The following is a 22,950-nucleotide window of genomic DNA, read 5'->3' as shown; positions in this document are numbered from 1 at the left end:
GAAACGTAAGTCGGGCTGACAGGATTTGAACCTGCGACCACTTGACCCCCAGTCAAGTGCGCTACCAAACTGCGCCACAGCCCGGTGCCACCGGCGACACCACCGGCGGCAGGTCGAAAGCCTACCGCAGCCGGCCTGCAAACCCGGCCACGCCCTACGCCTTGTCGACGAACTACCGTCCGCCGTAGGCCAGGTATCCCAACGCCAAAGCCGCGGCCCGCTCCACGTAGGACACCAGGTCCCAGGCCCCAACGAGCTTGTCGCACAACGCTTCTGTCATTTGCGATCCTCAGTGCCGTTGAACCACGCGTCTACCTTCGAAACCCAGGCCAGCAGAGCACCGGCCAACTCGGCTTCACGGCCGTAGAACCGCTGCGCGGGCACCGGCACACTCACCGCCACCAACTCAACCGACACCCCCCGTAGCACCGCGCCCACCGCGCAGATGCCTTCGGTCTGCTCCTCACGGTCGTAGGCGACACCGTCCACCCGGATGCGATTGAGCTCGTCCCGCAACGCCGCGCGGTCGGTGATGGTGTTCGCCGTCAGCGGCGCCAGTCGACTCGGCAGCGCGCGGGCTTGCCGCTCAGGCGGCAACGCGGCCAGCAGCGCCTTGCCGTTGGCGCAGCAGTACAGCGGAAACGACTCCCCCACCGCGCTCACGGCCCGCAGCCGCTGCGGCGGCACGACCTGGTCCACGACGTCCGCCCGATCCCCGTCCAGGATCGACAAGTCCACCGTCTCGTCCAGCTCGCGCGACAACTCCGTCAAGAACGGGTGCATCTCCGTGACGACACCCAGCCGTACCGTGGTGGCCATCCGCGTGATCTCCGGGCCCAGCCGATAGGGTCCCCGGGCCCCGCGCGAGGCCACCAGCCCCTCGTCCTCCAGCGCGTTGAGGATCCGGCTCACGGTCGAGCGGGCCATGCCCACCCGCTCGCCGATCTCGGCCTGGCTGAGACCGCCGGGGTGCGCCTGCAGCACCCGCAGCAGTTCGGCCGCCCGCGCGATCACCTGGATGCCACCACTGCGGGTGTCCTGCTCTTCGGCGGACACAAGCGAGCTCCTCTCAGGACGTGCCGGGCAGCTGCAGCGCCGCCTCGGCTTCTTCGACCGAGGCGATCGGCAGGTCCAAGGCTTCGGCGAGACGTATCGTGCGCGATACCAGCGCCAGATTGCTCGGCGCCAGCTCGCCCTTGCGCAGGTACAAGGTGTCCTCCAAGCCGACTCGGGCGTTGCCGCCCAGCGCCAGGCCCATGGCGGTCAGTTCCATGTTGGCCTTACCGATCGCGATGACTTGCCAGATCGCCCCGGGGGGCAGCCGGCGCACCATCGTGAGCAGATTATCGGCGGTGGCGGCCATTCCGCCCCGAACCCCGAGCACGATGCTGAACTGCAAGGGTTCGGCCAGCAGGTCTTCCGCCCACAGTCGCAGGCACGCCTCCAAATGCCCGGTGTCATAGATTTCCAGTTCCGGTTTGATGTCCAGTTCCCGCATGCGTGCCGCCAACCGACGAACCGCTTGCGGCGGGTTGCGGAATTCGCCCGCGCCGAAGCTCATCGAGCACGGATTCAGCGTGGCCATCCGCGGGCGCAACTCGACCAGTTGCTCGCGCTGCTCGAAGGGCACCGTCAAGCCGACCCCGGTGGACAGCTGGATCAGGATCGGACACCGCTCGCCGATGAGGTCCATGGCCCGGCGCGCGATGTTCGGATCCGCTGTGGGCCTTTCGTTTTCGTCGCGCAGGTGGATGTGGGCCACCGCGGCACCGGCATGGTAGGCCTGCTCGACGGCTGTCGCGATTTCCTCGGGGCTCGTCGGCAACGCCGGGTTGTCGGCCTTGGTGGCGATGGGGCCGGTGGGTGCGACGGTGATGACGATGCTCATTCGCACCGCTCCTCAGCATCGCTTCGCTCTGCATCGTCGCCGGTGCAGCTCATCACGCCACCTCGGCAACCGGGTGCGCGACGGTCACCAGCAGCAGCGCCTGACGATCCGTGCGGTTGTGTATCGATCGCAGTTCGCCTTTGGCGAGGTGCACGCTGTCGAGCCAGCCCAACACGGTTTCGGCGCCGTCGACGGTGACCACCAGCTCGCCGTCGAGCACGACGTAGACGGTCTCCTCCCGGGTCGGCGCCGGCTCGGCCGTCCCGCCGGGCCGATAGACCGACAGCCCCACCCAGAATCGCTCGGTGCGCCCCGCCTCGCGGCCCTGCAACCGCATGGTGGACACCTCGTGATGCGCCGGCGCCACATACCTGGGGGCCTGCGACGCTCGTGTCAGTTTCATCAGACCGCCTTTCCGGTCTCGATGCGATAGCTCCCGGTGGGGTCGACGATCGCCACCAGCCGCACGATGCAGCCGTCGCCACCCACCCAGCGCCACGGGAACGCCGCGAAAGTGACGCGCTTGCCGGTGACCTTGTCCAGGTCACCGCCGACGTTTTCAAAGCCGTAGATGCCCTGCGACAGGATCGCCCGATGGCACGGTTCCCAGTCCGGGAAGTCGTCGAGCACCTTGCGGCCGGTCTGCGCCTCGTATTCGCGTACCGCCCACGGCAATAGGCCGCCCTGTGCCTCCGCGGGACTGTGCGGGGCGATGGCCGTGGCCAGCGGATGGTCCAGGGCCTGGGTGTCGGTGCCGACCGCCTTGACGCCTTTGGCCGCAAACCACTCGCCCGCTTTCTTGTCGAAGCCCGGGGAATAGGCGTAGTACTCGGCGCTGTCGGCGTATTTGTGGTGCCAGCCGGTGTTGACGACGACGATGTCACCGGGCCGGATGTCGGGGGTAGCGTTTTGCAGATCCTCGGCGGTGACCATCCCCCATTTGCCCTTCGGGATCGAGACGACGACGCCGGTGCCGAAGAAGGCGCTCAGCGGGATCTCGTCCAGAAACGGTGTTCCTTCCACCACGTGCGCCGGCGCGTCGATGTGGGTGCCGGAATGCATGACGGTGGTGATCTTTTGGGTCAGCACACGACTCTTGGCCATGCCGTGGAGTCGTTCGATCTGCACGTCCTCGAAGTACGGCCAGGCCGGCGCGCCGTGTCCCCAGGGGTGGGACAGGTCGTAGAACTCCAACGTCGATTCGGCGGCACCGAGGGGCCAGGCGAACGTCATGGCTATGTCCCCCTTCCTTTTTCGTTGGCTTGGAGTTGCGCGGCGATGTGCTGGGCAAGTCGGGCGGTGGTGGCCTCGCGGGCTCCTGCGGGCCAGTCCAGAAAGCCGTGACCGGTACGCGCCCCGAGTTGCCCGGCGGCGACCAGTTCCCGCAGCAGCGGGCTGGGGTGCGGGTCGTGGTTGAGGCTCGGGATCACCGCGTCGTGGATGGCCAGGGTGAGGTCCAACCCGATGTAGTCGGCGTTTTCCAGCGGCCCCAAGGTGGCCAGTCGCAGCCCAATGGTGTTGCGTACCACGAGATCTACCGTCTTCGGGTCGCAGACACCCTCGGCGACCAGCGCGATCGCCTCGCGCCACAGCGCGTGCTGCAGCCGGTTGCCGATGAAACCCGGCACGTCGCGCCCGACCCGCACCGGCAGCTTGCCGACTTGGGTCAGCAGCGCCACGACGCGATCCGCCGTATCTGGGGCGGTGCGCGCGCTGGGCACCACCTCGACCACCGGGATAAGATCCGGCGGGTTCCAAAAGTGTGTCCCGATCACTCGGCTGCCGTCCTCGACCCGTTCGGTGACAGCGCCGATCGGCAGCACCGAGGTGTTGGTGGCCAGCACCGCGTCGGGCGCGAGTGTCGCCAGCCGTTCGAAGAGTTCCTGCTTGACGGCCAGGTTTTCGACGACGGCCTCAATCACCAGGTCGGCGTCTGGTATCGCCGCGGCTAGGTCGGCTGCCGCGGCCACCGAGCCACGGCCAGCACCGGCTACCCGGGCGGCCTCCACCGCTGCGGCGTGGAGAATCTCAGCGTTGGTGTCGGTGATGGCGACATCCAGGCCCGCCGAGGCCAGCACGCCGGCGATGCGCCGGCCCATCAGCCCGGCACCCACGACGGCGGCACGGGAGAACCCGTGCGAGGTCAGCATGCGGTGTACCCGCCGTCCAGATACATCACCTGGCCGGTGTAGAAGCTCGAGGCGTCGCTGAGCAGATAGATCAGGGCGCCGACGAAGTCTTCCGGTTCGGCGAAGCGGCGCAACGGGATCCGGGCGAGCATCGCCTCCCGGGTGGCCCGGCCCTTCGGATCGTCGGTGAACATCCACTCGGTCACCGCGGACCGAAACACCGTCGGCGCCAGCGCGTTCACCCGAATGCCGTGACCGCCCCATTCGGCCGCCAATGTCTTGGCCAACAGATCGGTGCCCGCCTTCGACGGGCAGTACGCGCTGTAACCGGCGGCATTGCCCAACCCGCCGCGAACGGACGACACCAGCACCACGCTGCCGCCCTGACCCTGCTCGAGCAGCACCCGTCCGGCCGCCCGACACACCAGCCAGGCACCCCGCACGTTCGCGTCCATCACAGCGTCGAAGTCCTCGACGGCCATCTCGGTAATGGGCGCCACATGGTTGCTGCCCGAGGCCACCAACACTCCGTCCAAACGGCCATATCGGCCCAGTGCCGCCTCGACCATCTGCTGGGCATCGGCCAGGCTGTCCGGCCGGCAGGTCACGACGGCGGCGTCGTCGATGCCGGCGCCGTTGACCAGCTCGGCCAGACCGGCCGAGTTGCCGCCGGCCAGTGTCAGCCGCGCTCCCGCGTCGGCCAGCGCCCGGGCGGCAACTCGGCCCAACGAACCGGTCGCGCCGGTGATCAGGATCGACTTGTCCTGCACGCTGAAGCGCGCCAGACCCAGGTTCGGCACCTGCTGAGCCAGCGCCATTTCCTCCACCTACTCCCGCAATACGGTACTTATCACCCGTTATACGAGAAAGCGTAAGCGCCGAGCGCTCGGGTGTCAACACCTAAATCCCGTAATGCAGCTGAACATAGCCGCATTATGGGACAGCAGAACCGGCCTCGCTGTCCATCCCCGGTTACCCGGGTCACACGTTCGAGGTGCGCTCAGCGGCGCTTGCCGGCCCGCTTCTCTCGCACCCGCACGTTGACCCGGATCGGGCTGCCGTCAAACCCGAACGTCTCACGCAGCCGCCGCTCCAAGAACCGCCGATAGCCGGCCTCCAAAAAACCCGTGGTGAACAACACGAACGTCGGTGGCCGCGCGGTGGCCTGGGTCGCGAACAAGATGCGTGGCTGCTTGCCGCCGCGCACCGGCGGCGGTGTGGCCGCCGTCACCTCTGTGAGCCAGGTGTTCAGCGGGCCGGTCGCGATCCTGGTGTCCCATGACGCCAGCGCATCCTCCATGGCCGGCACCAGCTTGTGCACCGCCCGGCCCGTCTTGGCGGAGATGTTGACCCGTTGCGCCCAGCGCACCTGCACCAGCTCTCGGTCGATCTCGCGCTGAAGCAGCTCGCGCCGGTCCTCGTCGACCAGGTCCCACTTGTTGTAGGCCAGGACTAGCGCCCGTCCGGCCTCGATGACCATCGATATCACTCGCAAGTCCTGTTCGGTGAGCGGCTGCGACGCGTCGATCAGGACGATGGCCACTTCGGCGGAGTCGATGGCGGCGTGCGTGCGCACCGAGGCGTAGAACTCATGCCCACTGGCCTGGCCGACCTTGCGCCGCAATCCCGCGGTGTCGACGAACCGCCAGACGTCACCGCCCAACTCGATCAGCGAATCCACCGGGTCGACGGTGGTGCCCGCCGCCTCATGGACCACCGATCGCTGATCACCCGCGAGTTTGTTCAGCAGGGAGCTCTTGCCGACGTTCGGCTTACCGACCAGCGCCACCCGGCGAGGACCGCCGCTCGCCGACGCGGACTCCCCCACCTCGGGCAGCGCGGCGAGCACCCCGTCGAGCAGGTCGGCCACCCCCCGACCGTGCATCGCGCTGATCGCATGCGGCTCACCCAGGCCCAGCGACCACAACGCCGCGGCGTCGGATTCGCCTTTTTCGCTGTCGACCTTGTTGGCGGCCAAGAACACCGGCTTGCCGGATCGCAACAGGATACGGGCCGCGGCCTCGTCGGCGGCGGTGGCACCGACACCGGCGTCGACCACCAGGATCACCGCATCCGCGGTGCGCATGGCCACCGAGGCCTGCTCGGCCACCAACCGCTGCAGGCCCTTGGCATTGGGCTCCCATCCGCCGGTGTCCTGTACGACGAACCGGCGTCCGGTCCACAGCGCGTCGTAGCAGACCCGGTCACGCGTCACGCCGGGAATATCCTGCACCACCGCCTCGCGGCGGCCCAGGATCCGGTTGACCAGGGTGGACTTGCCGACATTGGGCCGGCCGACTACCGCCACCACAGGCGCCGCTCCGGACTCCGCGATCTCCGAATCGTCTAGTTGCCAATCGCTTTCGTCCACCCACGTGCCGTCCTGGGTCACCGCACTGCCTCACTTCGCCGCGTGACCAGCTCCAACAGATGGGCGACCACCTCGGCCTCGGTCATATCGCTGGTGTCCACGATGACGGCATCACCGGCGGCTTGCAGCGGTGACACCGCCCGGGTGGAATCGAGGTGGTCGCGCCGGCGCACATCGGCCAATACCCCGTCATAGTCGTCGGCCAAACCCGCCGCGACGTTTTGGGCGTTGCGCCGCCGGGCCCGCGTTTCGGCCGAGGCGGTCAAGAAGATTTTCACCGGCGCATCCGGAAACACCACGGTTCCGATGTCGCGGCCCTCCACGACGATGCTGCCCGGGCCCTCAGCCATTGTTCGCTGCAGCTCGACCAGCCGGGTGCGTACGGCCGGCACCGACGACACCGCGGAGACCGCACGGGTGACCGCGTCACCGCGTATCTCAACCGAAACGTCTTCTCCGGCAAGGTAACAGCTGTCTCCGTCGGGATCGTAGCCTAACGACATCTGCACCGTCGACGCAATCGTCTCGACGGCAGCGATATCGGACGGATCAGCACCGGCACGCAGCACCGCCAACGTCACGATCCGATACATTGCCCCGGTGTCCAGAAAGCGTGCGCCCAGCTCGCGCGCTAATCGCCTTGACACCGAGGATTTTCCGGTGCCGGCCGGCCCGTCGATCGCGACTACCGCTGCGCTTAGGCGACTCACAGGCCCACCGCTTGGTACAGTTGCCCGATCTCGTTCGACCGCAAGGCCCGAACGCTGCCCGGGCGTTGCTTTCCCAGTGACACCGCGCCGATATCGGTACGCACCAATGCCTCCACCGGGAAGCCGGCGGCCGCCAGCAGTCGGCGCACAATGCGATTGCGTCCCTCATGCAGCGTTACCCGCACCAACGTCTTGCCGGGGATCGCATCCACTACCGCGAAATCGTCGACGAACGCCGGTCCGTCGTCCAATTCGATTCCCGCTCGCAGCGTTCGGCCCAGCCCACGCGGCACCGACCCCGTCACCGTCGCCAGATACGTCTTGGGCACCTCATGGGAGGGATGCATCAACCGGTGCGCCAACTCGCCGTCATTGGTCAGCAGCATCAGTCCCTCGGTGTCCGCGTCTAGGCGTCCGACATGAAAAAGCTTCTTGGTGCCCCGGACCTTTCGTTCGATCAAGTCGCCGATGCACGGGCGGCCGCGATCGTCGGACATGGTCGAGTGCATGCCGCGCGGCTTATTCAGCGCCAAGTACACCAGCGAGTCGTCGAGCACCACCCTGGCCCCGTCGACACGGACCACCGCGACCTGAGGGTCGACCCGAGTACCCAACTCGGTCACCACGTGCCCGTCCACTTCGACGCGGCCGTCGACGATCATCTTCTCGGCGGCTCGCCTCGACGCGATTCCAGCCTGAGACAACACTTTCTGCAGGCGGATGCCCCGGGGCTCCCGGGACTCTTCCGGCTCGGCCATCAATCACGGTCCACGTCGAACGACAGCGTCTGCTCGGACGCCAGCTCACCGGTGAGTTTGATGAAACGTGGCTCACTGTCCAGGGATTCGCTCAGGTCGTCAATTGTGTCGACGTCGGGAAGCAGCGGTGCGATATCGGGCAGCTCCGACAGCGACGTCAATCCCAAGCGCTCCAGGAAGAGCTCGGTGGTGGCGAACGTCACCGCGCCGGTATCGGCGTCGGTACCAACCTCGGTGATCAGGCCGCGGGCCAACAGCGTACGCATCACGGCGTCCACGTTGACCCCGCGCACCGCACTAACCCGCGCTCGTGTGACCGGCTGGCGGTAGGCCACCACGGCCAGGGTCTCCAGCGCGGCCCGGGTGAGCTTGGTTCGCGCGCCGTCCAGCAACAGCTTCTCGACATAGGGCGCGAATCGGGCGCGGGTGTACATCCGCCAACCCTCGCTCGTGTGGCGCAGGTCGATGCCGCTGTCACGCCCGGTGAGCTCGTCGGCCATCAACTGTAGCTTTGCCGCAACCCGGTAGACCGGCTGTTCGGTGGCCGCGGCCAACGCGTCGGCTGTCACTGGGGTGTCGATCACCAACAGCAGCGCCTCTAGCACACGCTTAAGCTCGTCGGCATCCAGCTCCGCGGGCTCAGCGATATCCGGGATGCCATAGCTCGGATCGTGTTCGGGCATATGTTCGGTCACAAGCGCCGCTCCTTCTCATCGCTGCGCTCTGCATCGTCACCGGTCCACGAAACCTGGAGCGCGCCAAGCGGCTCTGACTGCTCGAATGCTACCGCCCGGGTCCGATACAGTTCGAGCAGCGCCAGGAAGCGCCCCACGATCTCGATGGGCGCCGTGCAGTCGGCGACCAGCTCCGAAAATGACGCCCACTGGCCGCTGCCCCGCGCTTTCAGCATCGCCAGCAAGTGTTCGGCCTGCTCGGGAACCGAGACCATCAACTCGTGCAGGTGCTCGGTGGCCACCGTCGGGGCTGGCCGCGGGGTTAATGCGATCGCAGCGATTTCGGCGAACCGGTGAGCGTCAACGCCGAGCATTACCTCGGGAAGCAGACCGACGAACCCGTCCTCCAACGACACCGCCCGTGGATAGCTGCGCAGCGCGGTGGCCTCCAGTTCGGCGAACATCTCTGCGACGTGCTTAAACGCCCGGTATTGCAGCAGCCGGGCAAACAGCAGGTCGCGTACCTCCAGAAGCGCGAGGTCTTCCTCGTCGTCGACCTGTCCGGCTGGCAGGAGCCGGGCTGCTTTGAGATCGAGCAAGGTTGCGGCGATCACCAGGAACGCTGTGGTCTCCTCTAGTTCCAGCCGAGCGCCGATCGCTTTGGTGTAGGCGATGAAGTCGTCGGTGACCTGGTGCAACGCCACTTCGGTGACGTCGAGTTGGTGCGCAAAGATCAGCTGCAGCAGCAGGTCGAACGGGCCCTCGAAGTTGGTCAGCCGGACCCGAAAACCAGCCGAGTAGCCGTTCTCGGGTGCCGTCCCACCGTTCGCCAGGCTGTTCTGAAGGCCGTTCACATGCCAAATCGGTCGATCAACTCGCGAGCCAGCGCACGGTAGGCCAGGGCACCCGCCGACTTCGGCGCCCAGGTGGTAATGGGTTCGCCTGCGACGCTGGTCTCCGGGAAACGAACCGTGCGGGTGATCACGGTGTCAAACACTAAGTCACCGAACCGTTCCACGACACGGGCCATGACCTCTCGCGAGTTGACGGTCCGCGGATCGTAGCGGGTGATCAGGATTCCGCTGATATCCAGCTTCGGATTAAGCCGGTCGCGCACCTTATCGACGGTGTCGGTGAGCAATGCCAGGCCGCGCAGCGAGAAGAACTCGCACTCGGTCGGAATTATCACGCCGTCCGTGCAGGCCAGCCCGTTGACGGTGAGCAGGCCCAGCGACGGCTGGCAGTCGATCAGCACATAGTCGTAGCGGTCCAGCACCGGGTACAGCGCCCGGGCCAACGTCTGCTCGCGACCCACCTCGTTGACCAGTTGGATCTCCGCCGCGGACAGATCGATATTGCTGGGGACCAGATCCATGTTTTTCACCCGGGAGTGGATCAGCACGTCGTCGATCGACACCCGGGGCTCCACCAGCACGTTGTGGATGGTCTTGTCCAGCTCGTAGTGCGGCACGCCCAGGCCCGCGGACAGCGCTCCTTGCGGATCCATATCCACCAGCAGCACCCGCCGGCCATACTCACCGAGCGCGGCACCCAGGTTAATCGTCGACGTCGTCTTCCCGACGCCACCCTTCTGGTTGCACATCGCGATGACCTTGGCCGGGCCGTGCGAGCTGCGCGGCGCGGGGTCAGGGATTGCCCGTGGTGGCCGTCCGGTGAGGCCGATCCCGTTGCCGGTGTCGGGGTGGTCGGTCATACCCGGTCGTGGCTCGTGGTGACGGGCGTCAGGGGGGACATCGCAGGAAAGTCTAACGGCTACCGACGCCTGGCCCGGGAGACCCGCAGGCAAATCAACCAGCCAATGCGTCAGGCGGATTCGAGGACGGTTCTCAGCTTGTCACGTTGCTCGTTGTCGGCGAGTGCGGTGAGTTGGCTTTCGAGGCGTGGGGGGATCCGCTTGATGCTTACCGCGACGCCGTCCTTCTCGGAGTGGTCGATGAAATACAGCAGGGCCCGGGCACCAGAGGTGTCGAGGTAGGTGACGTGCTGGAGGTCCAGCGACACGTCCTCACGACCGTCGCGCAGGGAGCCAAATACACCGTCGACGGACAGGAACGACAACGGACCGTCGATGCGATAGGTGCCGGTGTCGTCCTGGGTGACCTTGGCTTTGCGTTGCCGGGATCGGAGCCTATGGACCAGCAGCGAGAGGGCGATTCCGACCATCACCGCGATGGTGAGGTCGACGACGACGGTGATGATCATCGTCGTGAACATGACGATGACGTCGCCCCTGGGTGACACATGCGCTTTGCGCATGGCGTGCCAGTCGAACATGCCGACGGCAACCAATATCAGTATCCCCGACAGCACGGCGAGCGGGATGTACTGCACCACGGCACCAAGCCCGGCAACGAAAACGAACAAAACGACACTGTGAGTGGCCGCCGACAGGGCGGTCTGACCACCATTTCTGACGTTCACCACCGATCGGACGGTCGCGCCGGCACCGGACAGCCCGCCGAAGAGCCCGGCGGCGATATTTCCAATCCCCTGGCCGATCAGTTCTTTGTTGCTCCGGTGCCGGGTGCCCCTGATGTTGTCCATGACCAGCGACGTCAGCAGTGAATCGAGGGATCCCAACAGCGCGATGGCCACCGCCGACAGCAGCACCTGCAGCATCGTCGAATTGGCGACTTGCGGGAAGTCGAAAGACGGCATGGCCTGTGGGATCTCGCCGATGTAGTCGACCGTCCTGTTGATCGAGACCGGCCCAGCGCGCAGGTCGCGCAGCCATGGCGCCGCGAGCGGCAGCACCGAGCTGACCAGAACCAGGACGAGCAGGCTCGGTGGAATCGCTTTGATAAACCGGCCGCTAGCCAGCAGCAGGACGACCGTTACCAACACGAGCAGGGAGCTGCTGCGCACCTGATCCAGCTGGGTCATGATGATGAGGATCGCGATTCCCCCCATGAATCCAGAGATCACGGGGTGGGGCACGTAGCGGATGAGTGAACCGAGCCGGCACGCCCCGAACAGGATCTGAAAGACGCCGGCGAGGATAAACGCGAAGAAGGCACCCTCGAGTCCGTGTTCGGCGATGGTTGCGGTAGCGACGACGGTGATGGGGCCGGTGGGGCCCGTCACCTGTCCGGGTGTCCCACCGAACACGGCCGCGAAGAATCCGGCGAAGATGGCGCCGTAGAGCCCGATGAGCGCACCTTGGGACGTTCCGGTGGCGGTAATGCCGAACGCGATCGCCAGCGGCAGCGCAACGATCGCGACGGCCACTCCCGATAAGAGCTCTCTAGCGATTCGTTGTAACACCAGGCGAGCACCTTACTAGCCGAGCGAATCCGAACCCAACCCGCAGCGGGCCAGGTTGCCGACCAGACTTACCGGCACTCCCTGCGGCAACCATGCCGCAAGAGGATGAATAAGGCAACCCCTGCCGCTCAGGCCACCGTCGCCTGGACGATGATCGGCTACACGCTCGCGATAGCCGCTGTGAGCCCATGGCAAGTTGGCCCACCGATCGGTTTGGTACCAAACGCTCTACATGGGCTCGCTCGCAGCGTTCAAGCTTGGCTGGCTGCTATCCGCGATGGCACCAAACGTCGTTCTGCTCACCGCATTTCGGGTGCCGCAGGGCCTCACCATGTTGACCGTGTTCGCCACCGGCCAGGCTGGGCAGCACCGCTGCCGAACCTTTCACGTAACGCCCTGAGCGCCACAGCGATCCGGCAATCGAGAAAAACGCCGCGCACTAGCTTGTAGCTCAGAATCTCCGGACCGAGTAGAGCCATGGCGATCGGTCCGTGCGGTGGGCTTGCCGGATATGCCGGTGTGCTCCTTCCGGGCTTTCAGCGTCCACATGCGCGAGCTGCGGCAGGTCGGCGTTATCGGTAGTGCCCAGGCATTGAGAATTGCGTCACATCCGGGTGGCGGGCAGCCGTCGTCTGCAACGAGGCCGACGGTAGGCGATGGGTGAGGCCATGGAGGGCAAATGTCCCCATGGTGTATCGATTACGTACCCTCTTACTTCGTCGGGGTCGCATCGGCATTCGCCTTGCCCGCCTGTGCATTCACCACGATCGACCCGGTTGCTGACATGTATCGGGACGGTGTGTCGCCCGAGCCAGGACGCCAGACGTTGCCAACAGTAACGATTATACCCCTATGGGGTATTAACACGCGCGTCACACGGCCGAAACCTTTTTCGCAGAAGATCTCTTATGGAGATTAACGTGCTAGGTCACTGTTGCCCTAGTCATAGCTATCGTATCGACGACGGTGTCGAGCCAGCCCACCCATAACGAGGCGGTTTTCGATGACCCTCGATGTCCCGGTCAACCAGGGGCATGTCCCCCCGGGCAGCGTCGCCTGCTGCCTTGTTGGGGTCACCGCCGTTGCTGACGGCATCGCCGGGCATTCCCTGTCCAACTTTGGGGCGTTACCTCCCGAGATCAATTCGGGTCGTATGTATAGCGGTCCGGGATCCGGGCCACTGATGGCTGCCGCGGCGGCCTGGGACGGGCTGGCCGCAGAGTTGTCGTCGGCAGCGACTGGCTACGGTGCGGCGATCTCGGAGCTGACAAACATGCGGTGGTGGTCGGGGCCGGCATCGGATTCGATGGTGGCCGCCGTCCTGCCCTTTGTCGGCTGGCTGAGTACCACCGCGACGCTAGCCGAACAGGCCGCGATGCAGGCTAGGGCGGCCGCAGCGGCCTTTGAAGCCGCCTTCGCCATGACGGTGCCCCCGCCGGCGATCGCGGCCAACCGGACCTTGTTGATGACGCTCGTCGATACCAACTGGTTCGGGCAAAACACGCCGGCGATCGCCACCACCGAGTCCCAATACGCCGAGATGTGGGCCCAAGACGCCGCCGCGATGTACGGCTATGCCAGCGCCGCGGCACCCGCCACGGTTTTGACTCCGTTCGCACCACCGCCGCAAACCACCAACGCGACCGGCCTCGTCGGCCACGCAACAGCGGTGGCCGCGCTGCGGGGGCAGCACAGCTGGGCCGCGGCGATTCCATGGAGCGACATACAGAAATACTGGATGATGTTCCTGGGCGCCCTCGCCACTGCCGAAGGGTTCATTTACGACAGCGGTGGGTTAACGCTGAATGCTCTGCAGTTCGTCGGCGGGATGTTGTGGAGCACCGCATTGGCAGAAGCCGGTGCGGCCGAGGCAGCGGCCGGCGCGGGTGGAGCCGCTGGATGGTCGGCGTGGTCGCAGCTGGGAGCTGGACCGGTGGCGGCGAGCGCGACTCTGGCCGCCAAGATCGGACCGATGTCGGTGCCGCCGGGCTGGTCCGCACCGCCCGCCACGCCCCAGGCGCAAACCGTCGCGCGATCGATTCCCGGTATTCGCAGCGCCGCCGAGGCGGCTGAAACATCGGTCCTACTCCGGGGGGCACCGACTCCGGGCAGGAGTCGCGCCGCCCATATGGGACGCCGATATGGAAGACGACTCACCGTGATGGCTGACCGGCCGAACGTCGGATAGCCCACCGAAAACCCGTGACGAGGTAAGGAGTTCATAGCGATGGATTTTGGGGCGTTGCCACCGGAGGTGAACTCCGGGCGCATGTATTGCGGCCCGGGCTCGGCACCGATGGTTGCCGCAGCGTCCGCGTGGAACGGGCTGGCCGCCGAGCTCAGTGTGGCCGCCGTCGGCTACGAGCGGGTGATCACGACGCTGCAAACCGAAGAATGGCTGGGTCCGGCGTCGACGTTGATGGTCGAAGCGGTCGCCCCGTATGTGGCGTGGATGCGAGCCACCGCCATCCAAGCTGAGCAGGCAGCCAGTCAGGCGCGTGCGGCGGCGGCCGCTTACGAAACCGCGTTTGCCGCCATTGTGCCCCCGCCGCTGATCGCGGCCAATCGCGCGCGGCTCACGTCGCTGGTCACGCATAACGTGTTCGGTCAAAACACCGCATCAATCGCGGCCACCGAAGCTCAATACGCTGAAATGTGGGCCCAAGACGCCATGGCCATGTACGGTTACGCGGGCTCCTCGGCGACCGCGACCAAAGTGACGCCGTTTGCCCCGCCGCCGAACACCACCAGCCCATCCGCCGCGGCGACGCAGTTGTCCGCAGTCGCCAAAGCCGCCGGCACCTCAGCCGGCGCGGCGCAGAGCGCAATAGCGGAGCTGATCGCCCACTTGCCCAACACGCTGCTGGGCCTCACCTCGCCCCTGTCGTCCGCGTTGACCGCCGCCGCGACCCCGGGGTGGCTGGAATGGTTCATCAACTGGTATCTGCCGATATCACAGCTGTTTTACAACACCGTGGGTTTGCCATATTTCGCCATTGGTATTGGCAACAGCCTTATTACATCGTGGCGGGCGCTGGGATGGATCGGTCCCGAGGCCGCCGAAGCTGCCGCCGCGGCGCCGGCGGCCGTCGGCGCCGCGGTTGGCGGTACCGGACCCGTATCCGCGGGTCTAGGCAACGCGGCCACCATCGGCAAGTTATCGCTGCCGCCCAACTGGGCAGGGGCCAGTCCGAGCCTAGCCCCGACCGTGGGTTCGGCCTCCGCACCCCTGGTCAGCGATATCGTCGAGCAACCGGAGGCCGGTGCGGCGGGAAACCTGTTGGGCGGCATGCCGCTAGCCGGTTCGGGCACCGGTACGGGGGGTGCGGGTCCCCGCTACGGGTTCCGGGTTACGGTGATGTCCCGGCCGCCGTTTGCCGGATAACGCGAGGCCTTCCCTACCCCAGAACTCGAGGACGCCATATATGCCGGACGATATCGCGGCTGCCGACCCGACAGACACCCAGCCGCACCTGCGTCGGGACCTTGCCAACCGCCATATTCAGTTGATCGCGATTGGAGGCGCGATCGGCACCGGCCTATTCATGGGATCTGGGCGAACGATCTCGCTCGCCGGTCCGGCGGTCATGGTGGTCTACGGGATCATTGGGTTTTTTGTGTTTTTTGTGTTGCGCGCGATGGGCGAGCTGCTGCTGTCGAACCTGAACTACAAGTCGTTCGTTGACTTCGCCGCCGACCTCCGGGGCCCGGCGGCGGGCTTTTTCGTGGGGTGGTCGTACTGGTTCGCATGGGTGGTCACCGGGATCGCAGACCTCGTCGCGATCACCGGCTATGCCAGGTTTTGGTGGCCCGGCTTGCCAATCTGGGTCCCGGCCCTGGTCACGGTCGCCCTGATTCTCGCTGTCAATTTGTTCAGCGTCCGCCACTTCGGGGAGCTGGAGTTTTGGTTCGCATTGATCAAGGTCGCTGCCATCGTGTGCCTCATCGCCGTCGGCGCGATCCTGGTGGCAACCAACTTCGTCTCCCCTCATGGTGTGCACGCGACCATCGAGAACCTGTGGAACGACAACGGGTTCTTCCCAACGGGTTTCCTGGGCGTGGTCAGTGGCTTTCAGATCGCGTTTTTCGCATACATCGGTGTGGAGCTCGTTGGCACCGCCGCGGCTGAGACAGCGGACCCGCGCCGCACCCTTCCCCGCGCGATCAATGCCGTGCCGTTGCGGGTCGCGGTGTTCTACATCGGTGCCCTGCTGGCGATCCTGGCCGTCGTGCCGTGGCGGCAGTTCGCCAGTGGCGAGTCCCCGTTTGTGACGATGTTCTCCCTAGCCGGACTTGCCGCTGCGGCGTCGGTCGTCAACTTCGTCGTGGTCACCGCAGCGGCCTCGTCAGCGAACTCCGGCTTCTTCTCCACCGGGCGAATGCTTTTCGGCCTCGCCGACGAAGGCCACGCTCCGGCCGCTTTCCACCAACTCAATCGCGGCGGCGTGCCCGCACCCGCCCTGCTGCTGACGGCTCCGCTACTGCTGACCTCCATCCCGCTGCTCTATGCCGGTCGGTCGGTGATTGGGGCGTTCACACTCGTCACGACGGTCTCATCCCTGCTGTTCATGTTTGTGTGGGCAATGATCATCATCAGCTACCTCGTCTACCGTCGCCGACACCCACAGCGTCACACCGACTCGGTGTACAAGATGCCCGGTGGCGTGGTGATGTGCTGGGCCGTGCTGGTGTTTTTCGCGTTCGTGATCTGGACACTTACCACCGAAACCGAAACCGCAACCGCGTTGGCGTGGTTCCCGCTATGGTTCGTGCTGCTCGCCGTGGGTTGGCTCGTCACCCAGCGCCGGCAGAGCCGCCGCAGCTTTGGTTTTCACTGCCAGGTCGTCGGGGTTCGTCAGCAGCTCGGCCGCGGTATGGCCAGGCTTGCAATGAAAATCCACGCGCGGCCCAAACTCCGAAGTGCGGTCGTCGTCGAGCCAGTGTCAGCAGGTGAACCAGGTGCCCGCAGGTCCGCGAAATCTGTGCGTAAGCTAGCGAGCGATGATTCGCAAAGCGCGCATTGCCCCGTTGCGGTGGTCGGTCTGGCGGATGGCGGCCGGGATCCGCAATATCACCACGACGGGCCAGATCGGTGATGGACGCGAAGCGGCGGCCGTCGACTATGTCCTCGCCCACGCCGGGGCCGGCAACATCGACGACGTGCTGGCCACCATCGACAAGTTCGCCTATGAGAAGTCGATGCTCATCAACGTCGGTGACGAGAAAGGGACGCTGCTCGACGCGGCGGTTCGGCGCGCCGACCCGGCATTGGCGCTGGAGTTGGGCACCTACCTCGGCTACGGCGCGCTGCGGATCGCCCGGGCCGCTCCGGAGGCCAGGGTGTACTCCGTCGAACTCGCCGAAGCCAACGCCAGCAACGCCCGGCGAATATGGGCGCATGCCGGCGTCGATGACAGGGTGGTGTGCGTGGTCGGCACCATCGGCGACGGTGGGCGCACCCTGGACGCGCTAACCGAGCACGGATTCGCAACTGGCACACTCGATTTTGTGTTCCTCGACCATGACAAGAAGGCTTACCTGCCCGATCTGCAGAGCATCCTAGACCGGGGCTGGTTGCACCCGGGCTCGATCGTGGTTGCCGACAATGTCAGGGTGCCCGGCGCGCCGAAGTACCGTGCATATATGCGCCGGCAACAAGGCATGTCATGGAACACCATTGAGCACAAGACGCACCTCGAATACCAGACCCTGGTGCCCGACTTGGTATTGGAGTCCGAATACCTGGGTTAGTCGACGGTTAGTCGTCGATTGGTCATCGCGTGCGGTTGCGGTGTGGCTGCGGATGGCTGTCAGACCGAGTCGATACGGTGCGGCCATGCATTCCCTGATGTATCCGTCGATCGACCTCGATGACGCCCCAATGTGATCCAGCAGTTCAACGAGCGCAACGCGCCGGTTTTCCTCATCAGCCTCAAGCCCGCGGCTTCGGGCTGGACCTCAAACCTATTCGCCAGCGTCGTCGACGACGGCAACGCCTTCGGCTCCGTACCCACCGTCGACGACATCCGCGGACTACTCGCTTGAGCGGGCCGGAACGTGTCAAGGCCGGGGCTACCTGCACGCCGTCGACTACGCGAAACAGCGCGTCAGAGCTGCCCACCGTGACCACCCATCGCACGTGATGTCTTCATCGCCTCATGTTGCTGGATGTCTCCGAGCCGACCATTATGCTCGCCGAATAGGCGTGGCCTCGCGGCTGGCGATGCTCCTGAATTCAACTGCACCACATTGGATTAACCCACAATCAGCATGGCATCGGCCGGCTAACCGTGATAGTATTCGAACATGTATTCGAGTAGCCGGGAGGAGGCCGTCGCCGCGTTCGACAACCTCGACACCGCCCTTAACCGGGTCCTGAAGGTCTCCCCTGACGACCTGACCATCCCGGAATGCCTGGCAATGCTGCAGCGCTGCGAAAAGATCCGTCGGCGCCTACCCGCCGCCGAACACCCCTTCATCAACAAACTCGCCGACCAAACCGACCAAACCGAACTGGGCGGCAAACTACCCTTCGCCCTGGCCGAACGGCTACACATCAGCCGCGGCGAAGCATCCCGACGCATCCATGAAGCCGCCGACCTGGGCCCACGCCGCACGCTAACCGGCCAACCCCTGCCCCCGTTGCTGACCGCCACCGCCGCCGCCCAACGCGCCGGCCACCTCGGCCCCGCCCACGTGCAGGTCATCCGCTGCTTCCTGCACCAGCTACCCCACCATGTGGACCTACCCACCCGGGAGAAAGCCGAAGCCGAGCTGGCCACCCTAGGCGGCCGGTTTCGCCCCGACCAACTACACAAACTAGCCACCAAACTCGCCGACTGTTTGAACCCCGACGGCAACTACAACGACACCGACCGCGCCCGCCGCCGCAGCATCATCCTGGGCAACCAAGGCCCCGACGGCATGTCGGCGATCAGCGGCTACCTGACCCCCGAAGCCCGCGCCACCGTCGACGCCGTGTTGGCCAAGCTGGCCGCCCCCGGCATGGCCAACCCCGCCGATGACACCCCCTGCCTGGCCGGCACCCCGTCACAGGCCGCGATCGAGGCCGACACCCGCAGCGCCGGCCAACGCCACCACGACGGCCTGCTGGCCGCGCTGCGGGCCCTGCTGTGCTCGGGGGAGCTGGGCCAACACAACGGGCTACCCGCGGCCATCATCGTGTCCACCAGCCTGACCGAACTGCAATCACGCGCCGGCCACGCGCTGACCGGCGGCGGCACCCTGCTGCCCATGAGCGACGTGATCCGGCTGGCCAGCCACGCCAACCACTACCTACGTATCTTCGACCACGGCCGCGAGCTGGCCCTCTATCACACCAAGCGGCTAGCCTCACCCGGACAGCGAATCGTCCTCTACGCCAAGGACCGCGGCTGCTCGTTCCCCAACTGCGACGTACCGGGCTATCTCACCGAGGTGCATCATGTGACGGACTTCGCCCAATGCCAAGAAACCGACATCAACGAACTCACCCAGGGCTGCGGCCCCCACCACCAACTGGCCACCACCGGGGGCTGGATCACCCGCAAACGCAAAGACGGCACCACCGAATGGCTTCCCCCAGCCCACCTCGACCATGGACAACCCCGCACCAACAGTTACTTTCACCCCGAAAAACTCCTGCACGACAGCGACGAAGACGATCCATGAGCGAGAGGCGCAACCTCTGTGTCGCGGGCGAGCCAAGTGACCAGCAACCGCTACCGCTAGTGACGGTCATCGCTTAGCGTGCCCGCGGGTGAGCTCCCGCCCACACCTCGCGCAGTGCATGGACGGTGACCAGGGTATAGATCTGCGTCGTGGTCACCGAGGCGTGCCCCAGCAATTCCTGCACCACCCGGACATCGGCGCCACCCTCCAGCAGATGCGTGGCGAACGAATGCCTCAACATATGCGGCGAAACACCGGCGGTGATGCCGGCACGCTCGGCCGCGTCCTGCAGAACCTGCCACGCGCTTTGCCGTGACAACCGGCCGCCGCGCGCGTTGAGAAAGATCGCCGCCGTTCCGCGGCCCCGCCGCGCTAAGTCGGGCCGTCCCCGCACCAGATAGGCGTCCAGCGCGTGCACTGCCGGGCGTCCCACCGGAACCAGCCGCTGCTTACCACCCTTGCCGCGCAACAACACCGATCTGGCGTGGGTGTCGATGTCGTCGAGGTCAAGGCCGACGGCCTCGGAGATCCGCGCCCCGGTCGAGTACAGCAGTTCCAGCACCGCACGGTTTCGCAGCGTCAGCGGGCCGTCGGACGGTTTATCGCCGCCCGCACCTTCGAGCAGCGATAGCACCTCGTCGATTGTCAGGCTCTTAGGCAATCGCCGGCTCGGCGTCGGTGGCCGGACGGCGCGCGCCACGTCCAGTTCGGCCAGCCCTTCTGCGGCAGCGAAGCGATGCAGCCCGCGCACCGCGATCAGCGCCCGTGCCGCCGACACCGCGGACAACGCCGCCGTGCCGGAATCAGGATCCCCGCGCCGCAATGCCACCAGGAACTCGCTGACGTCGTGCTCGCCGACCTTGGCCAGATCGGTAATCCCTCGTTCTTCCAGGTGCTTGGAGTAGCGGCGCAGATCACGTCGGTAGGAGCTCAATGTGTTTGCCGCGACACCTCGTTCGATCGTCAGATGGTCGAGGTAGCCCTGCAATTGCAGTGCCAGCGTCTTCATCGCTCGGCTCTCCGCGCGGCGAACGCCGTTGGCCTGTCGATCCATTCGGTATCGAGTGGGCGTGGCTGGGCGAACCCGGTCGTCACCGCGTGCACGGCCAAAACACCGGCAATGGCAATGGAATTGACGATTTCGCCACGCAGCACCCGGCGAGCCGCTTCGGCAATGGGATACCACCCCATCGTCATGTCGGCTTCTTCGTGATGGGCTTCGGGCCGGCCCACCTCGCGCAGTCCGGTGGCCAGATAGACCCGCACCGATTCGTCGCTGAAGCCCGGCGCGGTGTCCAGATCGACCAGCACCTGCCAGGTGCTGGCTTGCAGCCCGACCTCCTCCCGCAGCTCCCGGGCGGCCGTGAGATGAGGTGGCTCCCCAGCGACGTCGAGCAACCCCGCGGGCAGTTCCCAAAGCCGCCGACCATAGGTGTGGCGGTACTGATAAACCATCGGGATGTTGCCGTTGTCGTCCATCGCCACAATGGCTACGGCACCGAAGTGCTCGACGACCTCACGCGTCACAATACCCCCACCAGGCATCCGCACCTGGTCCCGACGTAATGCGAAAATGGCTCCCGTATGCAAGGTTTCCGACGATATCGTCTCGAAATCATGCTCAGCCACGAGACGCAGGTTCCGGTAGCGGCTGGCCCACGCCGTCCCGATGGGAGCTACCGTTGGGTGTGTGCTCGGGGATCTCGGGGATCTCGACAGGCAGCAACTCACCCGCCTTGTAATCGATGGCTGCCCCGACGAATGCGACAAACAGTGGGTGCGGCCGGGTGGGTCGGCTCTTCAACTCGGGGTGGGCCTGGGTGCCGACAACGAACGGATGCCGATCCGGCGGATACTCGACGAACTCTACCAAGTGTCCGTCAGGTGACGTCCCGGAAAACCTCAGGCCGCTTTCGGCGATCTTGTCTCGGTACGCGTTGTTGACCTCGTACCGGTGGCGATGCCGCTCGGACACCTGGGTAGTTTGGTATGCCTGGGCAACAACCGAATCCGGCTCCAACACGGCGGGGTAGGACCCGAGACGCATGGTACCGCCCAGATCCGCCTCGCCGGCCACGATTTCTTCTTGATCGGGCATCGTGGCGATAACGGGATCTGGTGTGTCGGGATCAAATTCGGCCGAATTGGCGTTGGTGAGACCGACCGATCGCGCGGCCTCGATCACAATGCACTGCAAACCGAGGCACAGCCCCAACACCGGCAACCCGCGCGCCCGCGCGTATGCAATGGCACCGATCTTGCCCTCGATGCCCCTGATGCCGAATCCGCCCGGAATGAGCACCCCATGCACATCGCCGAGCGCCGCCGCGGCACCACTGGTCGTTTCACAACCGTCGGATGCCACCCAACAGATCTCGACCTTGGCCCGGTGCTTGAATCCGCCGGCACGCAATGCCTCGGCAACCGAGAGGTAAGCGTCGGATAATTCGACGTACTTGCCCACCAAAGCAATTCGCACTGTCTCATGTGGTTCGTGAACCCGGCGCAGCAGGTCGTCCCATTCGGTCCAATCGACGTCGCGGAACGGCAGATTGAGTCGGCGCACCACGAACGCATCGAGCTCCTCGCGGTGCAATACCTTGGGTATGTCGTAGATGGAGGGCGCGTCCGGGGTGGAGATAACGCCGTCGATATCGACGTCACACATCAACGCAATCTTGTTTTTCAGCGCTTCGGGAACGTCGCGGTCGCAGCGCAGGATCAACGCGTCCGGGGTAATCCCAATGCTGCGCAGTGCGGCCACCGAGTGCTGTGTTGGCTTGGTTTTGAGCTCACCCGACGGCGCCAGGTAGGGCACCAGCGACACGTGCAGAAAAAACACGTCCTCCCGGCCGAGATAGTGCCGGACTTGCCGCGCTGCCTCCAGGAAGGGCTGTGACTCGATATCGCCGACAGTGCCCCCGATTTCGGTGATGACCACGTCCGGGCGGTTACCGTCGGCGTCCGGTTGGGCCATCGCCAGGATGCGCCGTTTTATCTCGTCGGTGATATGGGGGATCACCTGCACGGTGTCGCCCAGGTATTCGCCGCGGCGCTCCTTCGCGATCACCGTTGAATACACCTGCCCGGTAGTCACATTCGCTGAGCCGGGCAAATTGCGATCGAGGAACCGTTCGTAGTGGCCGACGTCGAGATCGGTTTCGGCACCGTCCTCGGTCACGAAGACCTCGCCGTGCTGGAACGGGTTCATGGTACCCGGGTCGACGTTGAGGTACGGGTCGAGCTTTTGCATCGTGACGTGTAACCCACGAGCCGTCAACAATTGTCCTAGGCTGCTGGCGGTCAGTCCCTTGCCGAGCGAGGAAGCAACGCCGCCGCTGACGAAGAGGTGCTTGGTAGCGGTTTGCGGGTGCTTTCGCACTGAGCGACCTCCGTGAAGACGGGCAGGGCTGTTCTTGACGCTGCCAAGATTTCTCTGGCCTTGCTGGGCCTGCCGACCCACG

22 protein-coding genes, 1 tRNA gene and 3 other annotated features are annotated in these 22,950 nt (G+C 65.6%); of the genes, 6 read left to right on the top strand and 17 right to left on the bottom strand.

Going from position 1 to position 22,950, the window contains the following annotated elements:
- Nucleotides 1-10: 10 nt before the first annotated feature.
- From proT to Rv1707, 14 genes are all read right to left on the bottom strand, one after another.
- Nucleotides 11-84: transfer RNA gene (gene proT / locus Rvnt21), tRNA-Pro, on the bottom strand.
- Nucleotides 85-276: 192 nt separating this feature from the next.
- Nucleotides 277-1,056, bottom strand: a complete 780-nt coding sequence (locus Rv1719) for a transcriptional regulator (protein NP_216235.1) — start codon at nt 1,054-1,056, stop codon at nt 277-279.
- 13 nt (nt 1,057-1,069) lie between these two features.
- Nucleotides 1,070-1,888, bottom strand: coding sequence for a hypothetical protein (locus Rv1718; protein NP_216234.1), 819 nt, complete (start codon nt 1,886-1,888; stop codon nt 1,070-1,072).
- Nucleotides 1,889-1,941, bottom strand: a repeat region (53 bp Mycobacterial Interspersed Repetitive Unit,Class II).
- Nucleotides 1,941-2,291 (bottom strand): hypothetical protein, encoded by a 351-nt coding sequence (locus Rv1717; RefSeq protein NP_216233.1) that lies wholly within the window; start codon nt 2,289-2,291, stop codon nt 1,941-1,943. It overlaps the preceding feature by 1 nt.
- The gene (locus Rv1716) at nt 2,291-3,121 is read right to left on the bottom strand and encodes a hypothetical protein (protein ID NP_216232.1); all 831 of its coding nucleotides are present in this window, start codon (nt 3,119-3,121) and stop codon (nt 2,291-2,293) included. The genes Rv1717 and Rv1716 overlap by 1 nt, the downstream gene beginning before the upstream one ends.
- A gap of 2 nt (nt 3,122-3,123) precedes the next feature.
- Nucleotides 3,124-4,038 carry a 3-hydroxybutyryl-CoA dehydrogenase FadB gene (gene fadB3 / locus Rv1715; RefSeq protein ID YP_177829.1) on the bottom strand — a complete coding sequence of 305 codons (915 nt, stop codon included), beginning with the start codon at nt 4,036-4,038 and terminating at the stop codon, nt 3,124-3,126.
- A complete protein-coding gene (locus Rv1714) occupies nt 4,032-4,844 on the bottom strand; it encodes an oxidoreductase (RefSeq protein ID NP_216230.1) in 813 nt (270 codons plus the stop codon). Before Rv1714 ends, fadB3 begins: the two co-directional genes overlap by 7 nt.
- A 173-nt stretch (nt 4,845-5,017) precedes the next feature.
- A complete protein-coding gene (gene engA, locus Rv1713) occupies nt 5,018-6,409 on the bottom strand; it encodes a GTPase Der (protein ID NP_216229.1) in 1,392 nt (463 codons plus the stop codon).
- Nucleotides 6,406-7,098: a cytidylate kinase gene (gene cmk, locus Rv1712; RefSeq protein ID NP_216228.1), complete on the bottom strand. Its 693-nt coding sequence runs from the start codon at nt 7,096-7,098 to the stop codon at nt 6,406-6,408. The genes engA and cmk overlap by 4 nt, the downstream gene beginning before the upstream one ends.
- Nucleotides 7,095-7,859 carry an RNA pseudouridine synthase gene (locus Rv1711; RefSeq protein ID NP_216227.1) on the bottom strand — a complete coding sequence of 255 codons (765 nt, stop codon included), beginning with the start codon at nt 7,857-7,859 and terminating at the stop codon, nt 7,095-7,097. The genes cmk and Rv1711 overlap by 4 nt, the downstream gene beginning before the upstream one ends.
- On the bottom strand, nt 7,856-8,551 hold the full coding sequence (gene scpB / locus Rv1710) for a segregation and condensation protein ScpB (RefSeq protein ID NP_216226.1): 696 nt from the start codon (nt 8,549-8,551) through the stop codon (nt 7,856-7,858). Before scpB ends, Rv1711 begins: the two co-directional genes overlap by 4 nt.
- Nucleotides 8,548-9,384 carry a segregation and condensation protein ScpA gene (gene scpA, locus Rv1709; RefSeq protein NP_216225.1) on the bottom strand — a complete coding sequence of 279 codons (837 nt, stop codon included), beginning with the start codon at nt 9,382-9,384 and terminating at the stop codon, nt 8,548-8,550. The genes scpB and scpA overlap by 4 nt, the downstream gene beginning before the upstream one ends.
- Nucleotides 8,552-8,604: a repeat region (53 bp Mycobacterial Interspersed Repetitive Unit,Class II), on the bottom strand. (Overlaps the previous gene by 53 nt.)
- Nucleotides 9,381-10,337 carry an initiation inhibitor protein gene (locus Rv1708; protein NP_216224.1) on the bottom strand — a complete coding sequence of 319 codons (957 nt, stop codon included), beginning with the start codon at nt 10,335-10,337 and terminating at the stop codon, nt 9,381-9,383. Before Rv1708 ends, scpA begins: the two co-directional genes overlap by 4 nt.
- Before the next feature lie 17 nt (nt 10,338-10,354).
- Complete coding sequence (locus Rv1707; protein NP_216223.1) at nt 10,355-11,815, bottom strand: transmembrane protein; 1,461 nt, start codon at nt 11,813-11,815, stop codon at nt 10,355-10,357.
- A 232-nt stretch (nt 11,816-12,047) separates the two neighbouring features.
- Here Rv1707 and Rv1706A point away from each other — a divergent pair, with 232 nt between their 5' ends.
- From Rv1706A to Rv1702c, 6 genes are all read left to right on the top strand, one after another.
- Nucleotides 12,048-12,215 (top strand): hypothetical protein, encoded by a 168-nt coding sequence (locus Rv1706A; RefSeq protein ID YP_177651.1) that lies wholly within the window; start codon nt 12,048-12,050, stop codon nt 12,213-12,215.
- A 603-nt stretch (nt 12,216-12,818) separates the two neighbouring features.
- Nucleotides 12,819-14,003 carry a PPE family protein PPE23 gene (gene PPE23 / locus Rv1706c; protein ID YP_177828.1) on the top strand — a complete coding sequence of 395 codons (1,185 nt, stop codon included), beginning with the start codon at nt 12,819-12,821 and terminating at the stop codon, nt 14,001-14,003.
- Between the two features lie 39 nt (nt 14,004-14,042).
- Nucleotides 14,043-15,200 (top strand): PPE family protein PPE22, encoded by a 1,158-nt coding sequence (gene PPE22 / locus Rv1705c; protein ID YP_177827.1) that lies wholly within the window; start codon nt 14,043-14,045, stop codon nt 15,198-15,200.
- A 40-nt stretch (nt 15,201-15,240) separates the two neighbouring features.
- Complete coding sequence (cycA, locus tag Rv1704c) at nt 15,241-16,911, top strand: D-serine/alanine/glycine transporter protein CycA (protein ID NP_216220.1); 1,671 nt, start codon at nt 15,241-15,243, stop codon at nt 16,909-16,911.
- Nucleotides 16,817-17,566 (top strand): methyltransferase, encoded by a 750-nt coding sequence (locus tag Rv1703c; protein NP_216219.4) that lies wholly within the window; start codon nt 16,817-16,819, stop codon nt 17,564-17,566. The genes cycA and Rv1703c overlap by 95 nt, the downstream gene beginning before the upstream one ends.
- A gap of 541 nt (nt 17,567-18,107) precedes the next feature.
- Nucleotides 18,108-19,479, bottom strand: a repeat region (REP-6, len: 1372 nt. REPI125, member of REP13E12 family.).
- Nucleotides 18,122-19,486, top strand: a complete 1,365-nt coding sequence (locus Rv1702c) for a hypothetical protein (RefSeq protein ID NP_216218.1) — start codon at nt 18,122-18,124, stop codon at nt 19,484-19,486. (Overlaps the previous feature by 1,358 nt.)
- A gap of 73 nt (nt 19,487-19,559) precedes the next feature.
- On the opposite strand, the gene Rv1701 is transcribed toward Rv1702c, so the two are convergent.
- The 3 genes from Rv1701 to pyrG are packed head-to-tail and all read right to left on the bottom strand — an operon-like array spanning nt 19,560 to nt 22,868.
- Nucleotides 19,560-20,495, bottom strand: a complete 936-nt coding sequence (locus Rv1701; protein NP_216217.1) for a tyrosine recombinase XerD — start codon at nt 20,493-20,495, stop codon at nt 19,560-19,562.
- On the bottom strand, nt 20,492-21,115 hold the full coding sequence (locus tag Rv1700) for an NUDIX hydrolase (protein ID NP_216216.1): 624 nt from the start codon (nt 21,113-21,115) through the stop codon (nt 20,492-20,494). Before Rv1700 ends, Rv1701 begins: the two co-directional genes overlap by 4 nt.
- Nucleotides 21,108-22,868: a CTP synthase gene (pyrG, locus tag Rv1699; protein ID NP_216215.1), complete on the bottom strand. Its 1,761-nt coding sequence runs from the start codon at nt 22,866-22,868 to the stop codon at nt 21,108-21,110. Before pyrG ends, Rv1700 begins: the two co-directional genes overlap by 8 nt.
- Nucleotides 22,869-22,950 lie beyond the last annotated feature (82 nt).

This window comes from Mycobacterium tuberculosis H37Rv, assembly GCF_000195955.2.
In the GTDB taxonomy this organism is placed as follows: Bacteria; Actinomycetota; Actinomycetes; order Mycobacteriales; family Mycobacteriaceae; genus Mycobacterium; species Mycobacterium tuberculosis.
The sequence above is the reverse complement of the archived record's forward strand: the minus strand, read 5'-3'. Positions and strand labels throughout refer to the sequence as shown.